A 24516-nucleotide genomic window follows, 5' to 3' on the forward strand; every position below is an offset into this window, starting at 1 on the left:
CAAGGGTCCAATTCTTACGTTTACGGAAAGGTGGCGCACTTGTTACTTTTTGTCAATTTCTATCTGAATGTGCGATGACCCGGCACAGGAACCTGAAGACGTCCGGATTGCCGGTATGTTCGTGGCGTCACGCCAGTCCACTCCTTGAAGGCACGAATGAAAGCGCTGGTCTCACTGAATCCGAGGCGCAGCGCGATGGCTTCGATACTCTCGTCTGTTTCCGCCAGCATCGCACGGGCATGGTCCCGCTTGACCTGAAGTCGGATATCTGGAAGTGAGACACCTTCTTTTTTCAAACGTCGTCGCAGCGTGTAGACCGGCACCTCAAGTAGGCTGGCAAGTTCATCCATGGACGGCAATGGCCTGTTTTCAACGATCGCCGCTTCAATCAGCCCCGCCACTTCTTGCGACACATCTTGAAGCAAAGCCACGGGCATGAAGGCATCCATCGGCGTGCGCCGGGCCCAGGCAACGGCGGCCTCCTCACTCCGGTGTAAAGGCCATGCCTGAACATCAACCGGCATAGAAAAGCCGCTGTTTTCAGAGGAAAACGAAGAACGTGCGCCGGGGAAGAGTTCGCCGCAGCCTGACGCCCAGGCCGGTCGTGGATAGTCGAACCAGACCGACGACAGCGGCACCCATTTACCGGCGAGCCAGCCCGTCAGCCGGTGCATCAACACCAATATAGCCTCAATACCAAATTCCGACTTCGGAAAGGCTGGGGTCGTGCGCTCGAGCTGAAACCGGCACTCTGAACCGGCAGTGGAAAATGTCACAGTGAACGTGTTGTCCAGCATGTTCATGAATTCCGCCAGCCGCGAGAACGCGCCACCGACCGTCTGTCCGCGGGAAGCGTGTTCTGCCATCAGTGCCAGCGTGCCAATGCGCTGCGGCCGCTCCAGCTGCCCGGCGAACTCGTCGTTCATCTGAAGGGAGATTGCGCGGCTGAGGCGGATAAAATCCTGCGCTGTCGGCGCATCCGACAAACACTCAAGCTTGGCCGCGGTGAGTGCATCAGCCTGACTGTAACCAGCCTCGGCATAGCCTTGCAGAAGATTGCTCACCAGACCTGAATATGCAGTTGTCATAACCCGCGATTTGTAAGTTTATGTCAATTACGATTACCTTGCGTGCCAGAAACAGCCATAAATGTCCATCCCGCTGCCCCAACTGGCGGGTCAAGCGTGGTTTTCGGATCTGGAAACTTAGAGCGCGAACATGACCTCTGCAGCCCGGACAGCGGCGGAGGCGCGGTTCTCGACCCCGAGCTTTACAAAAATCTGCTCAAGGTGCTTGTTCACTGTCCGTGGGCTCAGGTTCAGGATTTCGCCAATATCTTTGTTGGACTTGCCTTTGGCAATCCAGATCAGGACTTCTGCTTCGCGCTGGGTCAGCTGAAACTCGACCTGCAGCGCCCGTACTTGCCCCTCCTCGTCTTCCGCCGTCACGCGAAAGAGATTCTCATCCGGCCCAACGCGGCCGAGAGGATAGAGCTGGACGGCCAATTCTTCAGACAGTCCCAACATAAAGCTGCCGCGCCGTGGCGCATCTGCACTGCTCTCAAGCCATTCGCCAAGCGCACGGCCCAGCTGAAAAAGCGTTGCATCTGCAGCGCCGGTCCGCGCCAAAAGGGTGTGAATCTGGGGCGTGGTCCAAAGGATCGCCCCTTCAGAGGAGACGGCAACCAGGTGGCGCCCGGCGGCATCCATTGCAACATGCGCACTCTGAACGGATCGGGCATTGCGCAAATGCACCTTGATCCGGGCCTTCAGTTCATCAACATCAATGGGCTTGGTGAGAAAATCGACCCCGCCGCAATCCAGTGCCTTTACGATGTGCTCGGTCTCCGAAAGCCCCGTCATGAAGATCACAGGAACATGTTGAAGGCCCTGGTTTTCCTTCAGTTTCCGGCAGGTTTCGAACCCGTCGAGCCCCGGCATCACTGCATCCATGAGGATTGTGTCCGGGGTTACCCGCTCGCAAATGGAGAGAGCTGCTTCACCACTGGTCGCAACCAGGACAGCGATGCCGGTCTTTTTCAGAGCTTCTGTCACAAAGCCGAGGGAGTCCGGGCTGTCGTCAACCACAAGAACGGTGTCGCGGCGGTTATCCATCCTGCCTCTCCAATCCGTTCAACACATCCTTGTACCCTTCAAAATCGAACCGGCTCAGGTGCTCCTGCAGCGCGCGAACCAGCGGCTCGTTGACCGGGTCTTCGGTCAGCTCCGTCAACTTCGCCTCAATCCCCTCAACATAGCCAATTTCAGCGAGATTGATGAGATCGGCAACGTGGCGCCCTCCCGGCGACGTCAATCCAGAGCTTTGAGAAAGTGCCAACTCTGATTCCACCTGCGCATGTTCGCTCCATTCGACACCCGTATGTTGTTGGATGAGATCGAGCAGCTGGTGAATATCAAACGGCTTGGCGAGCGACGCAGTGTGATTGGTTGGCCCTTCCGGTTTCAGCGCCTGATCGCCGATATTGGCCGACAGCATAATGATCGGGGCTGTTTCCCCTTTCATCCGCAAATCCTTGACCAGCTCCCAGCCGTTTGTCACGGGCATAAGGATGTCTACAAAATAGAGGTCCGGTTTGAGGGGTAAGACAACTTCAACACACTGGTTGGCACTCGCCGCCTCGAGAACAACAAAGCCAATTGGATCGAGGATATCGCGTACCAGTGCCCGATGATCCGGGTTGTCGTCGATCACCGCAATCGTCTTGCGTGGGCCGACATAGCCGCTGATCCGTTTTTCGCGGCGGACAGCGGTCACAGGCTTATCGACTGCAGCCAGCATCAGCCGGACTTCAAACCTAGAGCCTTGCCCCTCTGTGCTGGATAGGGCAACGGCCCCGCCCAGCGTTTCGGTCAGCAGCTTTGTAATCGTGAGCCCCAACCCCAAGCCCGGGATTCTGTCGGTCTCCTGAGTTGCACTGCGCGCGAAGGGTTCGAAGATTTTTGCCTGTTCATTGAGGGGGATGCCGGGGCCGCTGTCCTCAACCACAAAGCTCGCAACTTGCGACCTATAGGTCACGGCGAAGGACACGTGCCCAGCGTTCGTAAACTTGATGGCGTTCGACAACAGGTTGACCAGGATTTGACGCAGACGCTTTTCGTCGGTGCGCACGATCACCGGCAGGTTGTCAGCCCGTTCGAAATGAAAGTCCAGTCCCTTTGCTTTCGCCTGCATTCGGAACATGTCAACGATTTGATCAAGGAACTCGTGGCAATTGATCTCATTCGAATAGACCTGCAATCGGCCGGCCTCAATCCGTGAAATATCCAGCAATCCGTCTATCAAGCCGGACAAGTGCTCGGCGCTTCGCCGAATGGTCGTCACCGCCGGTTTGCGGGCTGTCGGCAGCGCTTCATCCCGTTCCAAAACCTGCGCATAACCGAGAACTGCGTTGAGAGGCGTTCGCAGCTCATGGCTGAGGCCGACCACATAGCGGCTTTTCGCAAGATTGGCAGCTTCCGCGTCTTCCTTGGCCTTTTGAAGCGCGGCATCGGTGACACTGTGAGCGTCAATTTCCTTCTGCAACAGAGCGTTCTGGCGAGCGGATTCTTCTTCAGCCACATGGCGGGTGTCATGCGCAAGCACCAGGAACCAGGACGCGATACCAGCCGCGATTGCGAAGACGAAGAAGATCAAGGCGACGATTTCGCCCAAAATCCCGGTTGGATCTCCAAGGCGGCTGACGGCTTGGGCATAGATGATCCAGAGCACAGCTCCAATTGCAGCGATACCGAAGACGGCCGTCAGGGCATACCGGCCAAGCCGTGTCTGAAACATCTCCATGACCGGCACAGGCAGCACTGCACCGGCCACCGACCCGAGCTGATAATTCAGGCGCGCCTTGGGTTTGCAGGAATCATGACATCTGGCATCCAGCGAGCAACACAGGGAGCAGATCGGTGCCTGATAGGCGGGACAGTACGCCATATCTTCCGGCTCAAAAGGATTCTCGCAAATGGAACAGGCTATGTGATCTCGCGCCTGCCAACTTTTGCGCGGCTTGCGCGCAAGGTAGTATTGGCCCTTGGTCGCCCAGGCGATGAGAGGCGCGGCAACAAACGCAATAACCATGGCAAGGAAGGTCGAGAGAGCTGCAGCCACCTCACCGAAATAGCCGAACTGGGCGGCGAGCGCCAAACCCGCGGCAAGCAGCATCGCACCGGTGCCGACAGGGTTGATGTCATAAAGATGCGCTCGCTTGAATTCGATCCCGGGCGGGGAAAGACCGAGAGGTTTGTTGATGAAGAGATCAGCCGAGATGGCTGAAAGCCAGGCCATTGCGATGATTGAGAAAACGCCAAGCGTTTCCTCCAGCATCCGGTAGATGCCCAGCTCCATCAAAAGAAGCGCGATAACCACATTGAACACCAGCCAAACAACCCGGCCCGGATGCGAATGGGTCAGACGGGAGAAGAAGTTCGACCAGGCAAGCGAGCCTGCATAGGCATTCATCACGTTGATTTTGAGCTGCGCTACAACAACAAAGGCCGCCATCAACAACAGCACAACGGTTTCGTTCGGAATCATATATCCGAACGCCACGGTGTACATTCTCGATGGGTCGTCCGCATGCTCGACCGGAACACCGTGGGACAAGACAAGAACCGCGAGGAACGACCCGGCGATCATCTTCGGTGCACCGAGAATGACCCAACCGGGCCCAGCGAGGAATACTGCCAGCCTGTGACGTTTCCTGCCATGGTCAGTGGCCGGCAAAAACCGCAGAAAATCAACCTGCTCTCCGATCTGTGCCATTAAAGCGAGGATCACGGCGGATGCTGCGCCAAAGCTGATCAGACTGATGCTGTCCCAGCCGCTTTGTGCGGCTTTTGGCGCACCAGTTGCCGGATCAATGCCGGAAAAACTCAGCCAGGTGCCCAGCGCCTGCCAGTCCGTGAACAGAATGAAGACGAAGGGCAGAATGTTCAGGATGATCCAGAAGGGCTGGGTCGCCAACTGAAACCGGCTGATCCAGGTGATTCCATGGGTGACAAGCGGAATGACCGCAACCGCGCTGATGATGTAGCCGAGCCAAAGCGGAATTCCGAAGGCAAACTCCAAGGCTCCCGACATGATCGAGGCTTCGATCGCGAAGAGAATAAAGGTGAAACTGGCGTAGATCAGCGATGTAATTGTTGATCCGATATAGCCAAACCCTGCCCCGCGGGTCAGAAGATCTATGTCCACGCCATAACGGACCGCATACCGGCTTATCGGCAGGCCGACGATCAAAAGGACCAGGCTTCCGACGAAAATAGCGATAAAGGCATTCGCCGTGCCGTGGGAGAGCGTGATCGCTCCACCGATCGCTTCCAGAGCAAGGAAAGAGATGGCCCCAATGGCCGTTTGGGAGATGGCACGAGATGAGAATTTCCGTGCGCCCTTAGCGGTGAACCGGAGCGCATAATCCTCAAGGGTCTGATTGTTGACCCATTTGTTATACTGGCGCCGGATCGGCACGATGCGTTGGCGCGCCGTCACTGAGCCGCCTCAATAATAGGCAGTCGCCCTTTCTGCAGGCAGATCCGAGCCTCCATTCCCCACTTGCGCTCCGCATTTTTTCGTTTTGATGAAGCAGAGCAAGTTTTGCGCCAGCCCTTTGAGAGGAAGCAGCCACCGCCAATCTGCAGATAGGGTGATAGAAGTGATTTTGTCGGGTTACCTTCCCTGCCTGAGCAGTCCACGCGACAACTCGCAAAATTTCACTCATAAATTCAGAATCTTAGACGACAGCGACCGGCAACTTACGTCAATTGACGTATACCGCACCGCAGCAAACCACCGCACGATCTTTCTCCGACAGCGGCACTCCTTCCAGCCGCCTCGCACCGGCATGGGGGCTGGTGACGTCACTCAAGAGGGGAAAGTCAATGACCAAGACATTCAAGCAACTGATGCTGGGCGGCCTGATGGCGTCCACCATGATCGGCGGTGCCGCAGCTGAGGAAACCATCAAGGTTGGTATTCTGCACTCGCTCTCCGGCACGATGGCGATTTCCGAAACCACGTTGAAAGACGCCATGCTGATGCTCATCGAAGAGCAGAACAAGAAGGGTGGCCTTCTCGGCAAGAAACTCGAAGCCGTTGTCGTAGACCCGGCTTCCGACTGGCCGCTGTTTGCCGAAAAGGCGCGTGAGCTCATCGAAGTGAACGGTGTTGATGCGGTCTTTGGCTGCTGGACGTCCGTCTCCCGCAAATCCGTTCTTCCGGTCTTTGAAGAGCTGAATTCTCTTCTGTTCTACCCGGTTCAATACGAAGGCGAAGAATCCCAGCGCAACGTCTTCTACACCGGTGCTGCGCCGAACCAGCAAGCCATTCCGGCTGTTGATTACCTGATGAACGAAGAAGGCGTCGAGCGCTGGGTTCTGGCAGGTACCGACTACGTCTATCCGCGTACGACCAACAAGATCCTTGAAGCATACCTCAAGTCCAAGGGTGTTGCCGAAGAAGACATCATGATCAACTACACGCCGTTCGGTCATTCCGATTGGCAGACGATCGTGTCGGACATCAAAGCCTTCGGGTCAGCTGGCAAAAAGACCGCCGTGGTCTCCACCATCAACGGTGATGCCAACGTTCCGTTCTACAAAGAACTCGGCAACGCCGGTATCAAAGCTGAAGACATCCCGGTTGTTGCCTTCTCCGTAGGTGAAGAAGAACTCGCCGGCCTCGACACCGCCCCGCTCGTCGGCCACTTGGCAGCCTGGAACTACTTCCAGTCCGCCGACACTGATGCAAACGCAGAGTTCATCGAAACCTGGCAAGCCTTTGTCGGTGACGAAGAGCGTGTGACCAACGACCCGATGGAAGCCCATTACATTGGCTTCAACATGTGGGTTGAGGCTGTCAACAAGGCCGGCACCACAGATCCGGACGCTGTCATTGACGCGATCGTTGGCGTGTCCGTTCCGAACCTGACCGGCGGCTACTCTGCCATGATGCCGAACCACCACATCACCAAGCCGGTGCTGATTGGTGAGATCCAGGACGACGGCCAATTTGAAACCGTTTGGGAAACCTCCGGCCTCGTTGTCGGCGATGCCTGGTCGGATTATCTGGAAGGCTCCAAGGACCTGATCGCGGATTGGCGCGCTCCGCTGTCCTGCGGCAACTTCAACACCGTAACCGGCAAATGCGGTGGATCCGGCTCCTAAGTTAAGAGCTGGAATATGCGGGACGGGCGTTGATGGGGGCCCGTCCCGTTTTCTTCCCAGTCGCCAAGAACAGGTGATCCCCTGTTGCCCCCTCTAAAGGAACTTCATCCTTCGAGACGCCGTGACAGCGGATCCGCAGGATGATTGGCGGATATCTTCCAACCGCGGTGGACCAATGTCCTTTTTGAAATCATTCCTCGTTCTCCTATGCCTTGCAGTGCTGTCAATCGGATCAGTTTCCGCACAAGTCAGCAGCGAAGCGTTCCGGCCGCTGGTCAATGAACTTGCCAAAGGCAAATTCGACGAAACCCAGCGCCAGGTTGAAGCGCTCAAGGCAACCGGCGATCCGGCTGTTGCGCCAGCCCTTGAAGCGCTCAGCGCGGGCGATCTTTACTTCCGCAAATCCGACGGAATGGTCTTCATCGCTCAAAGGGAGGGGAAATCCTACAATCTCACCGACCCGCTCACAGGAGAGGACGCTGGTACGGCGGGACGCCGAGAGGTCAAAAAGATCAAGGTCAATAACCGGCTCCGCCGCGTCATACGAGCTGCACTTGGATCACTGACCCTGCAGGCACCCGATCCGGCTGTCCGCATGACAGCCGCCGAAGCGATTTTCAAAGCCCAAGATCCGGAGAAGATTGAAGCGCTGGATGAAGCGCTCGCCGCCGAAACCGACGACAACGTCCGCACAGTCATGGAGCAGGCGCGCGCGGCGGCCGTCCTGAATTCCGATCTGGATGAGAGTGAAAAGCTTGGGGCAGTTCAAACGTTGTCCGACATGGGCAACCGGGATGCGCTCTCCCTTCTGATTGCTACTCAATCCGCCTCCACGGGCGCGGTTCAAGAAGCTGCCGCAAACGCAGTTGCCAAGATCGAGAAGTCCATCGCCACCTGGGACGCCGCTCAGAACATCTGGTACGGCCTGTCGCTCGGCTCTGTTTTGCTGCTTGCCGCAATTGGCCTTGCCATCACCTTCGGCGTCATGGGTGTCATTAACATGGCCCACGGTGAAATGGTCATGATCGGGGCCTATGTGACCTTTGTGGTGCAGGAGCTGATCCGCACCTCCGCGCCGGGCCTTTTCGACTATTCCCTGTTCATTGCTCTTCCGCTTGCTTTTGCGACCTCTGGCCTCATCGGCATTGGGATTGAGCGCGGCGTCATCCGCTGGCTCTATGGCCGCCCCTTGGAAACTCTTCTCGCCACCTGGGGCATTTCGCTCATCCTCCAACAAGCCGTCCGGTCGATTTTTGGCCCGACAAACCGCGAAGTCGGCAATCCTGACTGGATGTCCGGCGCCTTCGAGATCGGTCAGATGACGGTCACCTACAATCGGATGTGGATCATCCTGTTTGCCCTGCTGGTCTTCGCCGGGCTGATCCTGGTTCTGAAGAAAACCCCCTTTGGTCTCTATACACGTGCTGTTACCCAGAACCGGCGTATGGCCGCGTCCATGGGGATCCGCACGCCCTGGATCGACGCTCTGACCTTTGGCCTCGGTTCAGGGATCGCGGGGATTGCTGGCGTAGCTCTCTCCCAGATCGACAACGTTTCCCCGAACCTTGGACAAGGCTACATCATCGACAGCTTCATGGTCGTCGTCTTTGGCGGGGTCGGAAACCTTTGGGGCACGCTGGTTGGCGCCATGACCCTTGGCGTGGTCAACAAGTTCCTCGAGCCTTACGCAGGAGCGGTTCTCGCGAAGATCCTGGTGCTCGTCTTCATCATTCTATTCATTCAAAAGCGTCCACGGGGTCTGTTTGCCCTCAAGGGCCGGGCAGTTGAAGCATGATGACGTCCTTTCTTTTCCGCGCCATGGACGCCCGTGCGGGTATCTTCCTAGCGCTGCTCACCGCTGTAATCTTGCTGGTCCCGGCCGGCAATCTCCTGGTCCCGGAAGATTCCCCTTTCCATGTTCCGACCTATGCGGTTGCGCTGATGGGCAAGTACCTGACCTACGCGCTGTTGGCCCTGTCTGTCGATCTCGTCTGGGGCTTCTGCGGAATCTTGTCGCTCGGCCATGCCGCCTTCTTTGCGCTCGGCGGTTATGCAATGGGCATGTACCTGATGCGCCAGATCGGCAGCCGGGGTGTTTATGGCGACCCGATCCTTCCCGACTTCATGGTATTTTTGAACTGGGATGCCCTACCGTGGTTCTGGTACGGCTTTGACATGTTCTGGTTTGCGGCACTGATGGTGGTGTTGGTTCCAGGCGCTCTAGCCTTCGTGTTCGGCTGGTTCGCTTTCCGCTCGCGCGTTACTGGCGTTTACCTCTCCATCATCACGCAGGCCCTTACCTACGCGCTGTTGCTGGCCTTCTTCCGCAATGACATGGGGTTCGGCGGCAACAACGGCCTAACCGATTTCAAAGACATCCTTGGGTTCGACATCCAGGCGGACACGACACGGGCGGCGCTCTTCGCAGCCTCCGGGATTGCCCTCGGCCTTTGTTACATCATCTGCCGGGCGATCACGCGGTCCAAACTGGGCAAGGTGCTGGTCGCCGTGCGCGATGCGGAAAGCCGGACACGGTTCCTCGGCTACAGGGTCGAACACTATAAGCTCTTTGTCTGGACCATATCAGCGATGATGGCCGGGATTGCAGGTGCACTTTATGTTCCTCAAGTTGGCATCATCAACCCGGGCGAGTTCGCGCCAGCCAATTCCATTGAAGTGGTGATCTGGGTCGCAGTTGGCGGGCGTGGGACACTGGTCGGCGCCGTCCTCGGAGCAGTTCTTGTGAACTTCGCCAAGACGTGGTTCACCGCCGTCCTCCCGGACATCTGGCTTTTCGCTCTCGGCGGCCTGTTCGTGGTGGTTACCCTGTTCCTGCCCAAAGGAATTGTCGGGACAGTCTCACAAGGGTGGACGGCACTGAAGCAGCGCAAAGTGTCGGCAAGCGCGGAAAGCGGGTCTGGTACGCCGCCGACAGCACCGCCTCAAAGCCCGGCTGCGCCCGCCAATCTTGCCGGGCCAGGAAAAGGCAAACCCCTCTCATCAGAACCTCAGCCCGCGGAGTAACTCATGGCCAGATCAACAAGCCAGCTTTATCTGGACGGTGTCTCAGTCTCCTTCGACGGCTTCAAGGCAATCAACGATCTGTCGCTCACAATCGATCCAGGCGAAATGCGGGCAATCATCGGCCCGAATGGTGCCGGCAAAACCACGATGATGGACATCATCACCGGCAAGACCCGGCCTGATACGGGAGAGGTTTTCTTTAATGGGGTCATCGACCTAACTGGAGAAGACGAAGCCTCCATCGCCGAGCTTGGCATTGGCCGCAAGTTTCAAAAGCCGACCGTGTTTGAAAGTCACACGGTCTGGGACAATCTCGAATTGTCGCTCAAAGCACCCCGGGGACCGTTCGCAACCCTGTTTCACGTCGTTACAGGCGCTGAAAAAAAGCGGATTGAGGAGCTGCTTGAGCTGATCCGGCTTGGCGAAAAACGCGATGAGCTGGCAGCAAATCTCTCCCACGGCCAAAAACAATGGCTGGAAATCGGGATGCTGCTCGCCCAGGATCCAAAGCTCTTGCTCGTGGATGAACCGGCCGCCGGTATGACCGACGCGGAAACGGCGGAAACAGCTGAACTGTTGAAAGAGATCGCCAAGGACCACTCCGTCGTTGTTGTCGAACACGACATGGATTTCGTCCGCTCCCTCGGTGTGAAAGTCACGGTCCTGCACGAAGGATCTGTTCTGGCCGAGGGCTCTCTTGATCACGTCTCCGCCGACGAGCGGGTTGTTGAAGTCTATCTGGGGCGGTGAGACATGCTCAAAGTCGAAAACATAAATCTCCACTATGGCGCCGCTCAAGCACTGAAAGGTGTCTCTTTGAGTGCTGAAACTGGCAAGGTGACCTGCCTTATGGGCCGTAACGGGGTTGGCAAGACGTCGACGTTGCGCGCAGTCGCTGGCCAGCAGCCCATTAGTTCCGGGCATATCATTTGGAACGGAGAGGACATTTCCAACCTGCCGCCGCATGCAAGGGCCAAGAAGGGCATCGCCATTGTTCCACAAGGGCGCGAAGTGTTTCCGCTTTTGTCCGTCAAAGAGAACTTGGAAACCGGTTATGCGCCGATCCCGCGCAAGGAACGGTTTATCCCAGATACGATCTTTGAGCTTTTTCCAGTGTTGAAAGACATGCTGCATCGCCGTGGCGGCGATCTATCCGGCGGGCAACAGCAGCAGCTTGCGATCGCCAGAGCCTTAGTGACTCGCCCAAAACTGCTGGTTCTTGATGAACCGACCGAAGGAATTCAGCCATCGATCATAAAGGACATTGGCCGGGCCATCTCATGGCTTAGGGATCAAGGAACAATGGCAATTGTCCTGGTTGAACAGTATTTCGAGTTCGCCCGGGATCTTGCAGATGATTACGCGGTGATGGACCGCGGCGAAGTGGTTTTATCCGGACGTGGCGACGACATGTCTGAGACGGACGTCAGGCGCTTTCTGACGGTCTGATGGTCCAAACTTGCCTGGAAAACCAAGGCAAGAAATATTGCCGTCATAATAGTGTGCCGAAAACTGCGGCATAAGGGCCGCAACTTGGCGCAATTGGTTCCAGTGCAGCCCTTAGTGGATTGACACCTGTCAGAAAGCCGGTACCAACGCGCTGAGTTTTCTTCTTCGGCTAAGGGTATTGCGTGCCCCAGCCGCGCCTTTGACGGGATAAACGATCCTGTCTGGAAAAACTGGGATAGACGATGCGCGTTGCGATGATTGGGACCGGGTATGTCGGTCTGGTATCTGGAACCTGTTTTGCCGACTTCGGCCACATTGTAACCTGCATTGACAAGGATGCTGCCAAGATCGATGCCCTGAACAAGGGTGAGATCCCGATCTATGAGCCTGGCCTGCAAGAACTGGTCGCCAAGAACGTTTCGGAAGAGCGGCTTTTCTTTTCGACCGATGCAGAAGAAGCTGTCAAAGGCGCTGACGCTGTCTTCATCGCGGTTGGAACCCCGACCCGCCGGGGCGACGGACATGCGGACCTGACATATGTGTATGCAGCAGCCGAAGAAATCGCCACGCTCATTGACGGGTTCACGGTAGTGGTGACGAAATCAACCGTTCCGGTCGGCACAGGGGACGAAGTGGAAGCGATTATCCGCAAGACCCGTCCCGATGCGGACTTTGCAGTCGTCTCAAACCCGGAGTTCTTGCGGGAAGGTGCTGCGATCGAAGATTTCAAACGTCCAGACCGTGTTGTAGTCGGCACAGACAGCGCCAAGGCTGTGGATGTCATGCGGGAGCTCTACCGGCCGCTCTATCTCAATGAGACGCCGATCCTGGTCACCAAGCGCCGCACGTCTGAACTCATCAAATATGCTGCCAACGCCTTCCTTGCCGTGAAGATCACCTTCATCAACGAAATTGCGGACCTTTGCGAGAAGGTCGGCGGCAATGTTCAGGAAGTCTCCCGCGGCATTGGTCTGGACAACCGGATTGGCTCCAAGTTCTTGCACGCGGGGCCTGGCTACGGCGGCTCCTGCTTCCCGAAAGATACGCTTGCACTGTCCAAGATCGCAGCCAACGCGGAATCCGGGCTGAAAATCGTCGACTCGGTGATCGAGGTGAACGCAGCGCGGAAGAAGAAGATGGCCGACAAGGTCATTGATTTCATGGGTGGGGATGTCAACGGCAAAACAATCGCCCTACTCGGCCTCGCCTTCAAACCGAACACCGATGACATGCGCGAAGCGCCCAGTATCGACATCGTTCAAAAACTGCAAGCAGCCGGTGCCAAGATTCGCGCCTTTGACCCGGCGAGCATGGAAGAGGCCGCCAAACTTATGCAGGACGTCATGTTCTGTGACGGTCCTTACCACGCGATCGAAGGTGCTGATGCGATCGTGATCGTGACCGAGTGGGACCAATTCCGGGCGCTGGATCTGGAGCGCGTGAAATCGCTGGTCAAAACCCCAAAGGTTGCAGACCTTCGGAACATCTACACACCTGCATACATGGCAGAAGCTGGTTTCGACTATACGAGCGTTGGCCGCACGTACTGATAAATGGTTGTAGAGAGGTTGCAAACCTCGGGGTTTACGGTGTCTTTCGCGGCATTTCCAGGCTTGCACGTCCCTCTGCCAGGAGGCCCGCGCAAGGAAAAATAGGGACGTCGCTTTTTCGAAAAACGCAAATAGGTATTTTATCTCATACACTTCGTGATTTGGATCACAACGTTAACGCTTTACTAATATTTAATTGGAACCTGAAAATGTTCTGATTTATGGTCCGCTTGGCAAGTCAGATTCATTGGCATAGTGGGTGTTGAAAACGAATGGCGGATGAGACGCTTACAGACGATGGTAAGAAGGCTCGAAAGCATCACCGCTTTTCCTTCGCAACGGCGTCTACGGGCTTGTTCAGAGGCACCAGATCACACCGGGTGCAGAAAATCCGCGGTGGAACGGCAAAACGGATATTGACCGCCCGTCAGCTGCGAAAAGCAGTGTCACCGTACGCCGAAGTGAAGCGGCCAGTATATGAAGCACGGCCATTGCAGTGTGCATTGAAACGGGGCTTCGACATCGTCGGAGCAGTCGCTGGACTGATACTCCTGTTTCCACTTCTGGCTGGAATTGCCCTCACAATCAAATTGACAAGCCGCGGGCCCGTATTTTTCCGTCAGACTCGACTTGGGATCAACGGACAGCCGTTCTCGATCCTGAAGTACCGGACGATGTTTGTAGATCAATGTGACCACACAGGCTTGCAGCATACAATTGTCGGGGATCAGCGTGTCACATGGGTTGGGCGCTTCTTGCGCCAAAGCAGCTTCGATGAACTCCCCCAGCTTTGGAACGTCCTGCAGGGGCACATGTCCTTGGTTGGACCACGGCCTTATGTGCCTGGAATGCAGGCAGGCGGTGTTCCCTATGAGTGCCTCGACTACCGCTACTATGACCGGCTTCAGGTTTTACCGGGCATTACCGGACTTGCTCAGGTTAACGGATACCGCGGGGATGCTTCCGACGCTGAATCGGCCCGCCTGCGGCTCGAATATGATCTGGCATATATTGAGAACGTGAGTTTGTGGCTCGATGCTAAAATCGTGGTTCGCACGATCGCCCGCGAATTCCTGAAAGGAAGCGGCGCCTAGTTGTTCCAATTCATCGTTTTTAAGCCGTGAATTTAGTCAGCGGTAACTAAAGCTGCGGCGTGGGTGAGCGCCAACTCATAGCCTTGGACACCACATCCGGCGATAACTGCATCTGCGCGGCTTGAAACGTAGGAGTGATGACGGAATTCTTCACGCTTGTGAATGTTGGAGATATGCACCTCGATAACCGGAAACTCACAAGCGTTCAGAGCATCAAGAATGGCGACAGACGTGTGCGAGTAAGCCGCAGGATTGATAACGATCGCGGCGGCTGTATCCCGTGCCTCCTGAATCCAATCAATCAGTTCATGTTCCGCGTTGCTTTGCCGGCAATCGGCGATCATGCCCAAGCGCGCCGCGGTGGACCGGCACAACTCTTCAACATCGGCCAGGGTTTGCGCCCCGTAAATCTCTGGCTGCCGCTTGCCCAGAAGATTGAGGTTGGGGCCATTCAAAACGTAAACGACGGCAGCCATTGCGAGATCCTTTATTGTCACCTGTAGACCTAAGGTGCGTTTTGTTTAGCAACAAGTGCGCATTGGTGTGAACAAAATATAATTGGTTTTCAATTACAGCTTATTTTCCGGACAGCTGTTGCCCTCCAGACAATTACCTATTATTAACCCTACATCATAACAAAGGTCATGATTCGTGATTGACTTGGGATGTCATGATAAAAATTCGTGAAAGACTAGATACACTAGAAGCCCTCAATGAAGCTGTTGAAGGGTATCAACATCTCCCTATAGATGTTCTTTCGCAATTCCTGCTCGACAATTACACTGTTGATTTGGATCTACTGGCGCAATTCTCTGACGCTAGCGCTTCACTAAGCCAGACAGATGGATTGGGCGCAGAGAATACTGCAGACCCGAAACAGTCAGCCGCTTAGGGGCGTCTGAGCAGACCTAACCGATAGCTGTGACTGCGCCGTCACCGCCATTTCCTTGGTCGCCACCAGACTGTTCCCCAGGACCACCTTGCCAGATTTTCTGACGATTGCGGATCTCGCGCGGGGCCGGACCAAAATAGGTCGCGGTCTTGATAAAGTCCCGTGGCTGAACGATCACACTCGACACCCGCTGATAAAGCGCCTTGGCGGAAATCGGTTTGGAAAGCAGTTCGTGAACACCAAGCCGCCGCGCTTCGACAATACGGCTGCGCTCCGTATGAGCGGTCACCATGATAATCGGAATGTAGGCAAAAGGATTGTTTGGGCTGCGGATCATCCGAACCATGTCCGCGCCGTCAAGAATCGGCATGACCCAATCAAGGATCAAGATATCCGGGTTAGCACGGTCCATCGCCTCCAACCCGGATGCGCCATCTTCGGCTTCGACAATCCGCCGCGCTCCGAACCCCTGCAGCATCGTGCGCAGAATGGTCCGCATATACGCGCTGTCTTCCACCAGCAAAAACGTCAACGAGGCCAGATCCAGGCTCACCCAATCCTCCTAAGTTCATGTCTTCTCTGACATGAATTTCTGAACAATGCGTTAGTCGCGTTCCGGCATTGAACATGCTCTCAAGTTGTAAAGCTAAGCCATTTTATTGGAGAACTGGTTAATTCGTAATCCCTGCCCTTACGTTTTAGTAATGTTGCGAAGAATTAAGACTTTTGCGGCCATCCGATTAACAGGACTTTCAAACTGCAGCGCCATTCTCCAGATGACTGGTCCCAAAAATATGGGCTGTCTTCCCGCTGGAAATTGACAAACAGGCTTATGGGTGATCGTTCGATATATGACCGAAGATGAAAACAACGCTCCGGACAGCGCACCTAGCTCCAAAGAGCATCATTTACAATCAAACGTGAGCGGGGCGTATCGCCCGAACATGCTTCTGCTTTCAGGGATAGGGCTGCTGATCGTTGCGACCGGCATGGTCCTATCGAACATCCTTTCCTGACATAGCCGGTACGGGAGCTCCCTTGCACAGGTCACTGGGTGTTTTTGCGTTCGGGGAGATCATCGTCATCCAGAATGCGCCATTTCGCCCCTTCCAGATCATCATATTGCCCGGTCTTTAAGGACCAGAGAAAGGCTACGAGGCCCACGCCACCGAGTACGAGGGCAATCGGGATTAGAAAAATCAAGACATCCATTTCACTCTCCCTTGGTGCTTGCTGCCGGGCCGAAGGCGGCCGTAGCCTCAACATCAGTTGCAACCCGGTTGCCCCATTTCAATCGCAGCGCATTGGCCGTAACCGCCAATGACGAAGCGGACATGGCGACGGCCGCCATCAAGGGCGTCACGTATCCGGCAACTGCGATCGGCACTGCAATGATATTATAAACGGTCGAAATCCAGAGGTTTTGTTCAATTGCGCGCCGCGCCCGTATGGACAGCCGTAGTGCATCAAAAACTGGCTGAAGTTTTTTGCCGAGAAAGACGGCGTCAGCTGCCGCCTGACTAAGATGAACAGCGGAGACAGGAGACAACGACACATGCGCTCCGGCGAGCGCTGGCGCATCGTTCAATCCGTCACCGACCATCAGCACTTTCCGGCCATCGGCCTGCAGGGCTTCCAGACGGGCGATTTTCGCAGAAGGCGTCATCGCGGCTTGCCAATTCTCAATTCCAAGTGCTTCGGCACACTCTGCCACAGAAGGCTGCGTATCACCTGACACAATCTCAAGAGCATACCCCTGCGCTTTCAATTGATCGACGACATCTCGCGCATCGGAGCGGAGCTTCTGGCGAACTGCCAACAAGCGCACGGGCTCTTCGCCATATTGAATAGCCAGCAGCGACGCCCCTGGCACTGCCAACAGGCGTTCTTCAATTGCTTCTGTGGTTGCACCGCAGAACAACGGACTTCCGAGCCGCAGCCGCTGCCCATCGACATGAGTTTCAAGGCCAGCACCAGATACTTCCTGTACATTGGCAAGCGGGACAAGCGCGCCGGTGGCCTTCACCAGGGCCATGGACAGGGGATGGCGGCTTGCCAATGCCAACTGACCGGCCAAAGCCAGCACGGGATCTTGCCGATCAAGCTCTCCGACCAGCTCCGGTTCAGCCAGGGTCAGCGTTCCGGTTTTGTCGAACAGGATCGTGTCGATATCGGCCATACGTTCAATCGCGTCAGCGGAGTTCAGCAAGACACCGGACTTGAACAATTGTCCTGAGGCAACGACCTGGACGGCAGGAACCGCCAATCCAAGCGCACACGGGCAGGTAATGATCAGGACCGAGATGGCGATCACAAGTGCCGGCTGCCACTCCATGCCCGCCAAAAGCCAGCCCAGGAAGGTGAGGCCAGCGGCTCCATGAACGAGCGGCGCGTAAAGCTGGGCAGCGCGGTCGGCAATGCGGACATATTTCGATTTGGCTTGTGACGCCGTCTCAAGCAACCGGTTGACTTCATCGAGAAGCGTCGCGCCTGAGGCCGCTTCTACGCGGATCTGCAACGCCCCGGCCCCGTTGAGAGTGCCGGCATAAACCCGCTGGCCCGGCTTGACGGGGACAAGAACGCTCTCTCCTGTCACAAGGCTTTGGTCGATTTCGGAAATGCCGCTTGAGACCACGCCGTCCACCGGCACGCGCTCACCGCCTGCGACCAGTACAAGGTCTCCAGCCGCAATCTTGGACAAGGGAACTTCTCGAACCGACCCATCCGGGTTGATCCTGGCTGCCACCTCGGCTTTCAAAGCTGCAATATTTTCGGCAAACGAGCGCGTGCGCCCGCGCATGTTGTGGTCAAGATACCGCCCGACAAGCAGGAAAAAGAGCAGCATCACAGCCGATTCAAAATAGGCATGGTGATGATGCTGGATGGTTTGGACGACCGACAGCGCGACGGCCAAACCAACACCAATGACAATCGGCACGTCCATATTCAGACGGCCGGCGGACAAGGCACGGAACGCGCTTTTGACAAACGGCTGACCGGAATAGGCAACGGTCGGCAAGGCGATCAGAGCCGAGAGCCAGTGAAAGAAGTCCCGGGTTTCCGGGGTGATATCGCTCGCGTTTCCCGACCACACGGAAACGGACAACAGCATGATGTTCATGCCAGCAAACCCGGAGACTGCCAGGCAGCGCAGCAATTGCTTGCCGGTCTTGTCCTGCCGTTCTTTCTGACTTGCCGGATCAAACGGGTGAGCCGCATATCCCAACCGTTCCAGTTCAGCGACGATTTCATCAGCTCCGGTCTGGTCTTCGACCCAGTCAACCGCCAGCCGCTGAGATGTCAGATTGACGCGGGCCTTGCGGATGCCCGGGAGCCGCTTCAGGCCGCGCTCGATTTCGCCCATACATGCCGCACAGGTAATGCCGTCAACGGCCAAGTCCATATGAACCGCGCCGTCATCTGCTGGAACTACAAAAGCCTGCCAATCGCGCTGATGAACCGTCACTTCTGCCGCCTCATTCCTTGATGAATATGCGATTTTCGGACTTGAACTTGCGTTCGCCGTTCTCGGTTACTTCAAGATGCAGCGTCCAGTTTCCGGCCGGCAATGCGTCAACCTCGGAGATATACCGGCCGCCGCCGTCCGCTGTCAGGATCAAAGCGATGTCGGCATTGACCTGTGCCGGGTGCTTCAGGGTCGCCTCGACATTGATCCCGTAAAGCGGTGCATCTGCGGCATCCTTCGCAAGGACCAGGAGCTTGCCGCTGCCATCGGCCTGACGCGTCAATTCACTGGATATGGTCCAGTTCAGTTGCTCCTGTGCTTTCGCCGCTGCAATTTCGTGATTGTAGGCCTGACCGGCTTCATAAGAACTCTCTACGGCGACACCCGGAAAGGTCCCAAGCGCGTAGTAAAGAAAGATCCCGTTGGTCAGGAAGATCACACCGAAGAACCCGACCAGCCACAGCAGGACTGTCTTGCCAGTGATTGCTTTAGGATCTCTTCCGTTTGTCTCAGCCATCGCCATATCCGTCTCCTCGGCGTGGTCTTTTGCTGAGGGCCCCTCTTCAGCAAAAGAGCGTTTGTCTGATCATCACCCCGCCCCTTTCAGGAGCTCGCCAAAAGGGCGAGGTGTTTGGTTGTCTCTCAGCGTCCAGAGCTCCGGCTTAGTCCGGATCCGGCGCTTTGAATGTGTCCTTCGCGGTAATGACTTCCCCCATCACACTTTCGGTGATCCGGAACGTCACCGGAGTTGAGTGCGGCATCTTTTCCCAAGGTGGTGAGGTCACAAGAACGCGGATTTCCCGTGTCGTGTCTGGTCCAACTTGGATGATCGGCCGACCAGCAAAGGTCTCAGTCACACCAACAGCTTCGACCTGTGTGTTCGGTGGCATGCCTTCGACGTGCAGCATGAAGTGCCGATCATGGCGGCGTTTGTTGGACAGACGCACGGTGTAGCCGTTGCGGACCGAGCCGTCGGACTGTTCCACGTAAACCGGGTTCCGGTCATGCAGAACGCTGATGTCGGCAAAGTCTCGGGTCAAAAGCGCTGCCAGCATGATAATGCCGACTACAGCAATGACAGCCGCATAGATGACAGTCCGAACCCGGACGATCTCATAGACCGGTTCCTTGCCCTCGATCCGGCGCTCAATGTTTTCGTCGGTATCATAGGCAATCAGGCCGGTGGGCTTGCCAACCTTCGTCATGATGTTGTCGCAGGCATCAATGCACAGACCACATTGAATACAATCAAGCTGAGGACCTTTGCGAATATCAACGCCGGTCGGACAAACCTGGAAGCACTGGTAGCAGTCGATGCAGTCACCTGCCGGGAGGCCCTGCGCTTCGAGTTCCTTGTTATGCTTGAGTGACCCGCGCGGCTCACCGCGATCCCAGCGATAGGTGACGTTGAGCGCTTTTTCGTCGGTCAGGGCCGCCTGAATCCGCGGCCAAGGGCACATATAAATGCAAACCTGTTCCCGCATGAACCCGGCCAGCAGATATGTGGTCGCGGTCAAGATGCCGATCCACATATAGGCAACCATCGGAGCCTGGAACGTCAGTAGCTGCCAAACCAGCGTCGGCGCGTCGTTGAAATAAAGCACCCAAGCGCCGCCCGTCCACCAGGCGATCATCAGCCAGAAAAAGTGTTTTGTTGCCCGTTTGCCAACCTTCGAGGCGGACCAAGGCTCCTTGTCGAGCGCAATCCGCTCGCGGCGGTCGCCCTCAACCTTGCGCTCTACCCAGAGGAACAGGTCAGTCCAAACCGTTTGCGGACACAGGTATCCGCACCAAATTCGGCCAGCGACTGCGTTCATGAGAAAAAGGGTCACAGCCGCAATGATCAACAGGCCGGTCAAGTAATAGACTTCCTGCGGCCAAATTTCGATAAAGAAGAAGTAACCGCGGGCATTGTCCATATCCACGAGCACAGCCTGGTTCGGTGCATTCGGGCCGCGGTCGTATCTTATGAAGGGCAGGAAATAGTAGATGCCCAGGGTAATAAATAGCAGCGCCCATTTGATCCGCCGGAACAGACCATGGGTTGCCATGGGATAAATTTTCTTGGCAGACGCAAACCACTCGTCGTCGTGGCCGCCCTCGTGCGTTTCGGTGTCGGTAGACATACCGTCCGTCCTCTTTGCCCGATCCTGCCCCAATAGGATCTTCAACCAAATGCCCAGAGCATCGTTTGTTCTGGTGAACGCAAAAAGATGCTCTTTAGCTTCAAAAACGATCAGCTTTGGCGGCACAACCGGGCCCGGTTGACCTGCCGCTGATCTGGTGGAGTTCCACCATGCGCATAAGATAATCCGGCGCAAAGATATCCTCTTTGCGCCGGATCAAATCAAAGCCAAGTCTGGCGTTTTTGTCGCACCATTTTGAACAGTTTACTGGCCGCCACCGAAGGCATGGACATAAACTGTCAGCGACTTGATCGTTGCCGGATCAAGACGATCTTCCCAGGCGGGCATGACGCCATTGCGCGGGTTGGTGATCTGAGCCTTGATAGCGTCCAGCGACTTGCCATAGAGGTAGTTCGCCGACATCAGGCTTGGTGCGCCGACATCCTGAATACCTTCCAGATTGTCACCGTGACACGCTGCGCAGTTGTCTACGTAGAGGGTTTCACCCGCCGTAAGATCTACACCCTCATCGGTTTCCAAGCCTGTGCGGGAGGCGACGTAATTGGCAACCTGGCTGATTTCCTCTTTACTCAAGAGTTCATCGCGCCCATAAGCCGGCATCTCGCCAAAGCGTGCGTTGTCATTGTCGACACGAATGCCGTGAAGCAGCGTGGTGTGGATGTCATCCAGCGTACCGCCCCAGATCCAGGTGTCGTCCTGAAGGTTCGGATAGCCTTCAAATCCGGTCCCGCCGGCCCCGTGACACGGTGCACAGTTGTCGCCGAATGCAGCCCGGCCATTGGCCATCGCAAATTGCAGGAGCTGCTGGTCGTTGGAGATGTCTGCCAACGGGGTCGCAACGATCTGGTCAGCGAACTGGGAGCGACCGGCAACGCCTTCTTCAAGGGCTGCAAGGGCTTCAGCCCGCTGGCTGGATCCCAGAACACCGGTGGTGTAGCTGGAAATCAGCGGCCATGATGGGTAAAGCACCCAATAAATCACAGCCCAGACGATGGTGACGTAGAACAGGTATAGCCACCATTTCGGCAACGGATTGTTCAGTTCCTTCAGGCCATCCCACTCATGGCCTGTGGTTTCGACCCCGGATACCTGGTCGACTTCCTTTGGATGTGTATCAGACATGGATCAGTCCTCCCGAAACGGGATCTGGGCGGCATCATCGAACTTTTCACGGTTCTTCGGCCACAAGGCGTAGGCCAGAACGATGCCAAACAGGATCATGAAGTAGATAAGGCCACCGGTTTGCGCGAAGGCCGCGAGGGCAGAGTATGTCTCGTTCATCGCACTTACCTCAGGTTGGCTTTGTTGTCGTAGATCGAGAAGTCGACCATGGTTCCGAGCACCTGAAGATAGGCGACGAGCGCATCCATCTCGGTGACCTTACGCGGGTTGCCGTCGAAGTCGCGGACCGCCGAATTCGGCCAACGCTCTTCGAAGTCATAAGCCCCGTCGGTGTCCGGAGACGCCTGACCGATGGCATCGGCAACAGCGAACTCGAGTTGTGCATCCGTGTAGGGAACACCCACCACCATATTGGCGCTGACGTGACCCTGAATGTCACGGGTGAACAGCTCGGTCTCGGCAAGGAACGGATAGCCAGGCATGATCGAGGCCGGAACCAGCGAGCGCGGATCGATCAAGTGCTCAACGTGCCAGTCATCGGAGTACTTGCCGCCAACACGGGCAAGGTCCGGACCGGTCCGTTTTGACCCCCACTGGAACGGATGGTCGTACATCGACTCCGCTGCCAGTGAGAAGTGGCCGTAGCGCTCCAACTCATCGCGCATCGGACGGATCATCTGGGAGTGGCACGTATAGCACCCCTCCCGAATGTAGATTTCGCGGCCTGCGAGCTCCAGCGGCGTATAGGGCCGCATTCCTTCCGTCTTTTCGATCGTGCTCTTCAGATAGAAGAGTGGAGCGATCTCAACCAGGCCACCGACAGAGATGGCCACGAGAATACCGATCACAAGGATGATCGAGTTCTTCTCAAATATTTCGTGTTTTTTCCATGCAGACATTTTTGTCCCTCCCCTTATTCGGCCGCAGCCAGGGAGCCTGCCGGTAGAGCGTCGGCTTCTTCAGCCTCGCCGTGACGGACAGTCATCCAGAGATTGTAGGCCATGATCAGGGCGCCGACCACGAAGAGCGCACCGCCGAGAGCACGGATGATGTAGAAGGGATGCATCGCTTCAACGGTTTCCACGAAGGAGTACTCCAGGAAGCCGAGGCTGTCGTATGCGCGCCACATCAGGCCTTGCATGATGCCGGACACCCACATCGCGGTGATGTAGAGAACGATACCGAGCGTCGACAGCCAGAAGTGCCAGTTCACCAGTTTCAGGGAATACAGGCCCTTCTTGTTCCACAGCCACGGAACGAGGCAGTAGATCGCGCCGAAGGAGATGTAGCCAACCCAACCAAGCGCACCGGAGTGAACGTGACCAATGGTCCAGTCGGTGTAGTGCGACAGGGAGTTAACAGCCCGCAGGGACATCAAAGGCCCTTCGAAGGTGGACATGCCATAGAAGGCAACGGAAACCACCATCATGCGCAGAACCGGATCGGTCCGCAGCTTGTCCCATGCACCCGACAGGGTCATCAGGCCGTTGATCATGCCACCCCAGGACGGCATCCACAGGATGATGGAGAAGGTCGCACCAAGTGTTGATGCCCATTGCGGCAGAGCCGTGTAGTGCAAGTGGTGCGGGCCAGCCCAGATGTAGATGAAGATCAGCGCCCAGAAGTGAACGATCGACAGGCGGTAGGAATAGACCGGCCGTTCAGCCCGCTTCGGGATGAAGTAGTACATGATGGCGAGGAAGCCAGCTGTCAGGAAGAAGCCTACCGCGTTGTGGCCATACCACCACTGAACCATCGCATCTTGGACACCGGCCCAGACGATCACGGACTGGGTCGAATAGATCGACACAGGGATGGTCAGGTTGTTGGTGATGTGCAGCACCGCGATGGTCACGATGAACGCAAGATAGAACCAGTTCGCGACATAGATGTGCGGCTCTTTCCGCTTCCACAGGGTTCCAAGGAAGAGGAGCAGGTAGAACACCCAAACGATGGTCAGCCAAAGGTCAGCGTACCATTCCGGCTCGGCATATTCCTTGCCCTGAGTGGCACCCAGCAAGTAACCGGTTCCGGCAATGACGATAAAGGCGTTGTAGCCCAGGATTACGAACCAGGGCAGGATCTTGCCTGGCATCCGCGCGCGGCAGGTCCGCTGCACGACATACATCGATGTTGCCAGAAGAACGTTGCCGCCAAATGCAAAAATCACCGCGGAGGTGTGCAACGGGCGCAGGCGGCCGAAGTTGGTCCAGGGCAGATCAAAGTTCAACGCGGGCCAAGCCAGCTGAAGCGCGATCACAAGACCGACTGTGAAGCCGGCGATGCCCCAGAACATGGCCGCGATTGCGCCAAACTTGACGGGGCCAATGTTGTAGTTGGGTTTTCCATCGATTTCTTGCGGAATCGCTTGCCCGCCGTCGTCGAAGAAATTCTTGAAGATGTAAAACACGCCGAGTGCGGCGAACAATGCGCCGACGCTAGCGTGAAATGCCATAACCTGATCAAAGGTCTTGCCCGCCACGATAAGGCAGGCAAATGCAAGGAGCACAAGGAAGATGGCGAAGCCGCCTTCCTCGAGCGAGACCAATCCGGTCTTTTGTTGTGCCATATTTAGCGCCCCAGTCTTTAAAATCGTTACA

20 protein-coding genes are annotated in these 24516 nt (G+C 56.3%); 7 read left to right on the plus strand and 13 right to left on the minus strand.

Annotated features, from left to right (window positions below):
• Positions 1-59: 59 nt before the first annotated feature.
• The 3 genes from ACQY4Z_RS05970 to ACQY4Z_RS05980 all read right to left on the minus strand — a co-directional run bounded on the left by ACQY4Z_RS05970 (position 60) and on the right by ACQY4Z_RS05980 (position 5499).
• Entirely contained in the window at positions 60-1088 is a 1029-nt protein-coding gene (locus ACQY4Z_RS05970) for an AraC family transcriptional regulator ligand-binding domain-containing protein (protein ID WP_428527552.1), read from the minus strand.
• A 117-nt stretch (positions 1089-1205) separates the two neighbouring features.
• Complete coding sequence (locus ACQY4Z_RS05975) at positions 1206-2114, minus strand: response regulator (RefSeq protein ID WP_133947826.1); 909 nt, start codon at positions 2112-2114, stop codon at positions 1206-1208.
• Complete coding sequence (locus ACQY4Z_RS05980) at positions 2107-5499, minus strand: hybrid sensor histidine kinase/response regulator (protein WP_428527554.1); 3393 nt, start codon at positions 5497-5499, stop codon at positions 2107-2109. The genes ACQY4Z_RS05975 and ACQY4Z_RS05980 overlap by 8 nt, the downstream gene beginning before the upstream one ends.
• Positions 5500-5888: 389 nt before the next feature.
• Between ACQY4Z_RS05980 and urtA the strand changes: the two genes are divergently transcribed.
• From urtA to ACQY4Z_RS06015, 7 genes are all read left to right on the plus strand, one after another.
• Entirely contained in the window at positions 5889-7172 is a 1284-nt protein-coding gene (gene urtA / locus ACQY4Z_RS05985; RefSeq protein ID WP_209002270.1) for an urea ABC transporter substrate-binding protein, read from the plus strand.
• A 175-nt stretch (positions 7173-7347) separates the two neighbouring features.
• A complete protein-coding gene (urtB, locus tag ACQY4Z_RS05990) occupies positions 7348-8967 on the plus strand; it encodes an urea ABC transporter permease subunit UrtB (protein ID WP_428527557.1) in 1620 nt (539 codons plus the stop codon).
• A complete protein-coding gene (urtC, locus tag ACQY4Z_RS05995; RefSeq protein ID WP_209172985.1) occupies positions 8964-10196 on the plus strand; it encodes an urea ABC transporter permease subunit UrtC in 1233 nt (410 codons plus the stop codon). Before urtB ends, urtC begins: the two co-directional genes overlap by 4 nt.
• A gap of 3 nt (positions 10197-10199) precedes the next feature.
• Complete coding sequence (urtD, locus tag ACQY4Z_RS06000; protein ID WP_209177128.1) at positions 10200-10946, plus strand: urea ABC transporter ATP-binding protein UrtD; 747 nt, start codon at positions 10200-10202, stop codon at positions 10944-10946.
• 3 nt (positions 10947-10949) lie between these two features.
• Positions 10950-11645 carry an urea ABC transporter ATP-binding subunit UrtE gene (gene urtE, locus ACQY4Z_RS06005; RefSeq protein WP_428527560.1) on the plus strand — a complete coding sequence of 232 codons (696 nt, stop codon included), beginning with the start codon at positions 10950-10952 and terminating at the stop codon, positions 11643-11645.
• A gap of 242 nt (positions 11646-11887) precedes the next feature.
• A complete protein-coding gene (locus tag ACQY4Z_RS06010) occupies positions 11888-13195 on the plus strand; it encodes a UDP-glucose dehydrogenase family protein (RefSeq protein ID WP_428527562.1) in 1308 nt (435 codons plus the stop codon).
• A 272-nt stretch (positions 13196-13467) separates the two neighbouring features.
• Positions 13468-14289 carry a sugar transferase gene (locus ACQY4Z_RS06015; protein WP_428527564.1) on the plus strand — a complete coding sequence of 274 codons (822 nt, stop codon included), beginning with the start codon at positions 13468-13470 and terminating at the stop codon, positions 14287-14289.
• Positions 14290-14321: 32 nt separating this feature from the next.
• On the opposite strand, the gene aroQ is transcribed toward ACQY4Z_RS06015, so the two are convergent.
• From aroQ to ccoN, 10 genes are all read right to left on the minus strand, one after another.
• On the minus strand, positions 14322-14765 hold the full coding sequence (aroQ, locus tag ACQY4Z_RS06020; RefSeq protein ID WP_428527566.1) for a type II 3-dehydroquinate dehydratase: 444 nt from the start codon (positions 14763-14765) through the stop codon (positions 14322-14324).
• Between the two features lie 432 nt (positions 14766-15197).
• A complete protein-coding gene (locus ACQY4Z_RS06025; protein WP_428527568.1) occupies positions 15198-15734 on the minus strand; it encodes a response regulator in 537 nt (178 codons plus the stop codon).
• 494 nt (positions 15735-16228) lie between these two features.
• Entirely contained in the window at positions 16229-16393 is a 165-nt protein-coding gene (gene ccoS / locus ACQY4Z_RS06030; protein ID WP_008193235.1) for a cbb3-type cytochrome oxidase assembly protein CcoS, read from the minus strand.
• Position 16394: 1 nt separating this feature from the next.
• On the minus strand, positions 16395-18647 hold the full coding sequence (locus ACQY4Z_RS06035; RefSeq protein WP_428527571.1) for a heavy metal translocating P-type ATPase: 2253 nt from the start codon (positions 18645-18647) through the stop codon (positions 16395-16397).
• Between the two features lie 10 nt (positions 18648-18657).
• Entirely contained in the window at positions 18658-19170 is a 513-nt protein-coding gene (locus ACQY4Z_RS06040) for a FixH family protein (RefSeq protein ID WP_209172980.1), read from the minus strand.
• Between the two features lie 139 nt (positions 19171-19309).
• Positions 19310-20773, minus strand: coding sequence for a cytochrome c oxidase accessory protein CcoG (gene ccoG / locus ACQY4Z_RS06045; protein ID WP_209002271.1), 1464 nt, complete (start codon positions 20771-20773; stop codon positions 19310-19312).
• Between the two features lie 264 nt (positions 20774-21037).
• The gene (gene ccoP, locus ACQY4Z_RS06050; RefSeq protein WP_409689845.1) at positions 21038-21916 is read right to left on the minus strand and encodes a cytochrome-c oxidase, cbb3-type subunit III; all 879 of its coding nucleotides are present in this window, start codon (positions 21914-21916) and stop codon (positions 21038-21040) included.
• 3 nt (positions 21917-21919) lie between these two features.
• Positions 21920-22075 carry a cbb3-type cytochrome c oxidase subunit 3 gene (locus ACQY4Z_RS06055; RefSeq protein WP_133947853.1) on the minus strand — a complete coding sequence of 52 codons (156 nt, stop codon included), beginning with the start codon at positions 22073-22075 and terminating at the stop codon, positions 21920-21922.
• 5 nt (positions 22076-22080) lie between these two features.
• A complete protein-coding gene (gene ccoO, locus ACQY4Z_RS06060; protein ID WP_133947855.1) occupies positions 22081-22815 on the minus strand; it encodes a cytochrome-c oxidase, cbb3-type subunit II in 735 nt (244 codons plus the stop codon).
• Positions 22816-22829: 14 nt separating this feature from the next.
• Positions 22830-24485: a cytochrome-c oxidase, cbb3-type subunit I gene (ccoN, locus tag ACQY4Z_RS06065; RefSeq protein ID WP_428527575.1), complete on the minus strand. Its 1656-nt coding sequence runs from the start codon at positions 24483-24485 to the stop codon at positions 22830-22832.
• Positions 24486-24516 lie beyond the last annotated feature (31 nt).

This window comes from Roseibium sp. (assembly GCF_965276855.1).
Taxonomy (GTDB): Bacteria; Pseudomonadota; Alphaproteobacteria; order Rhizobiales; family Stappiaceae; genus Roseibium.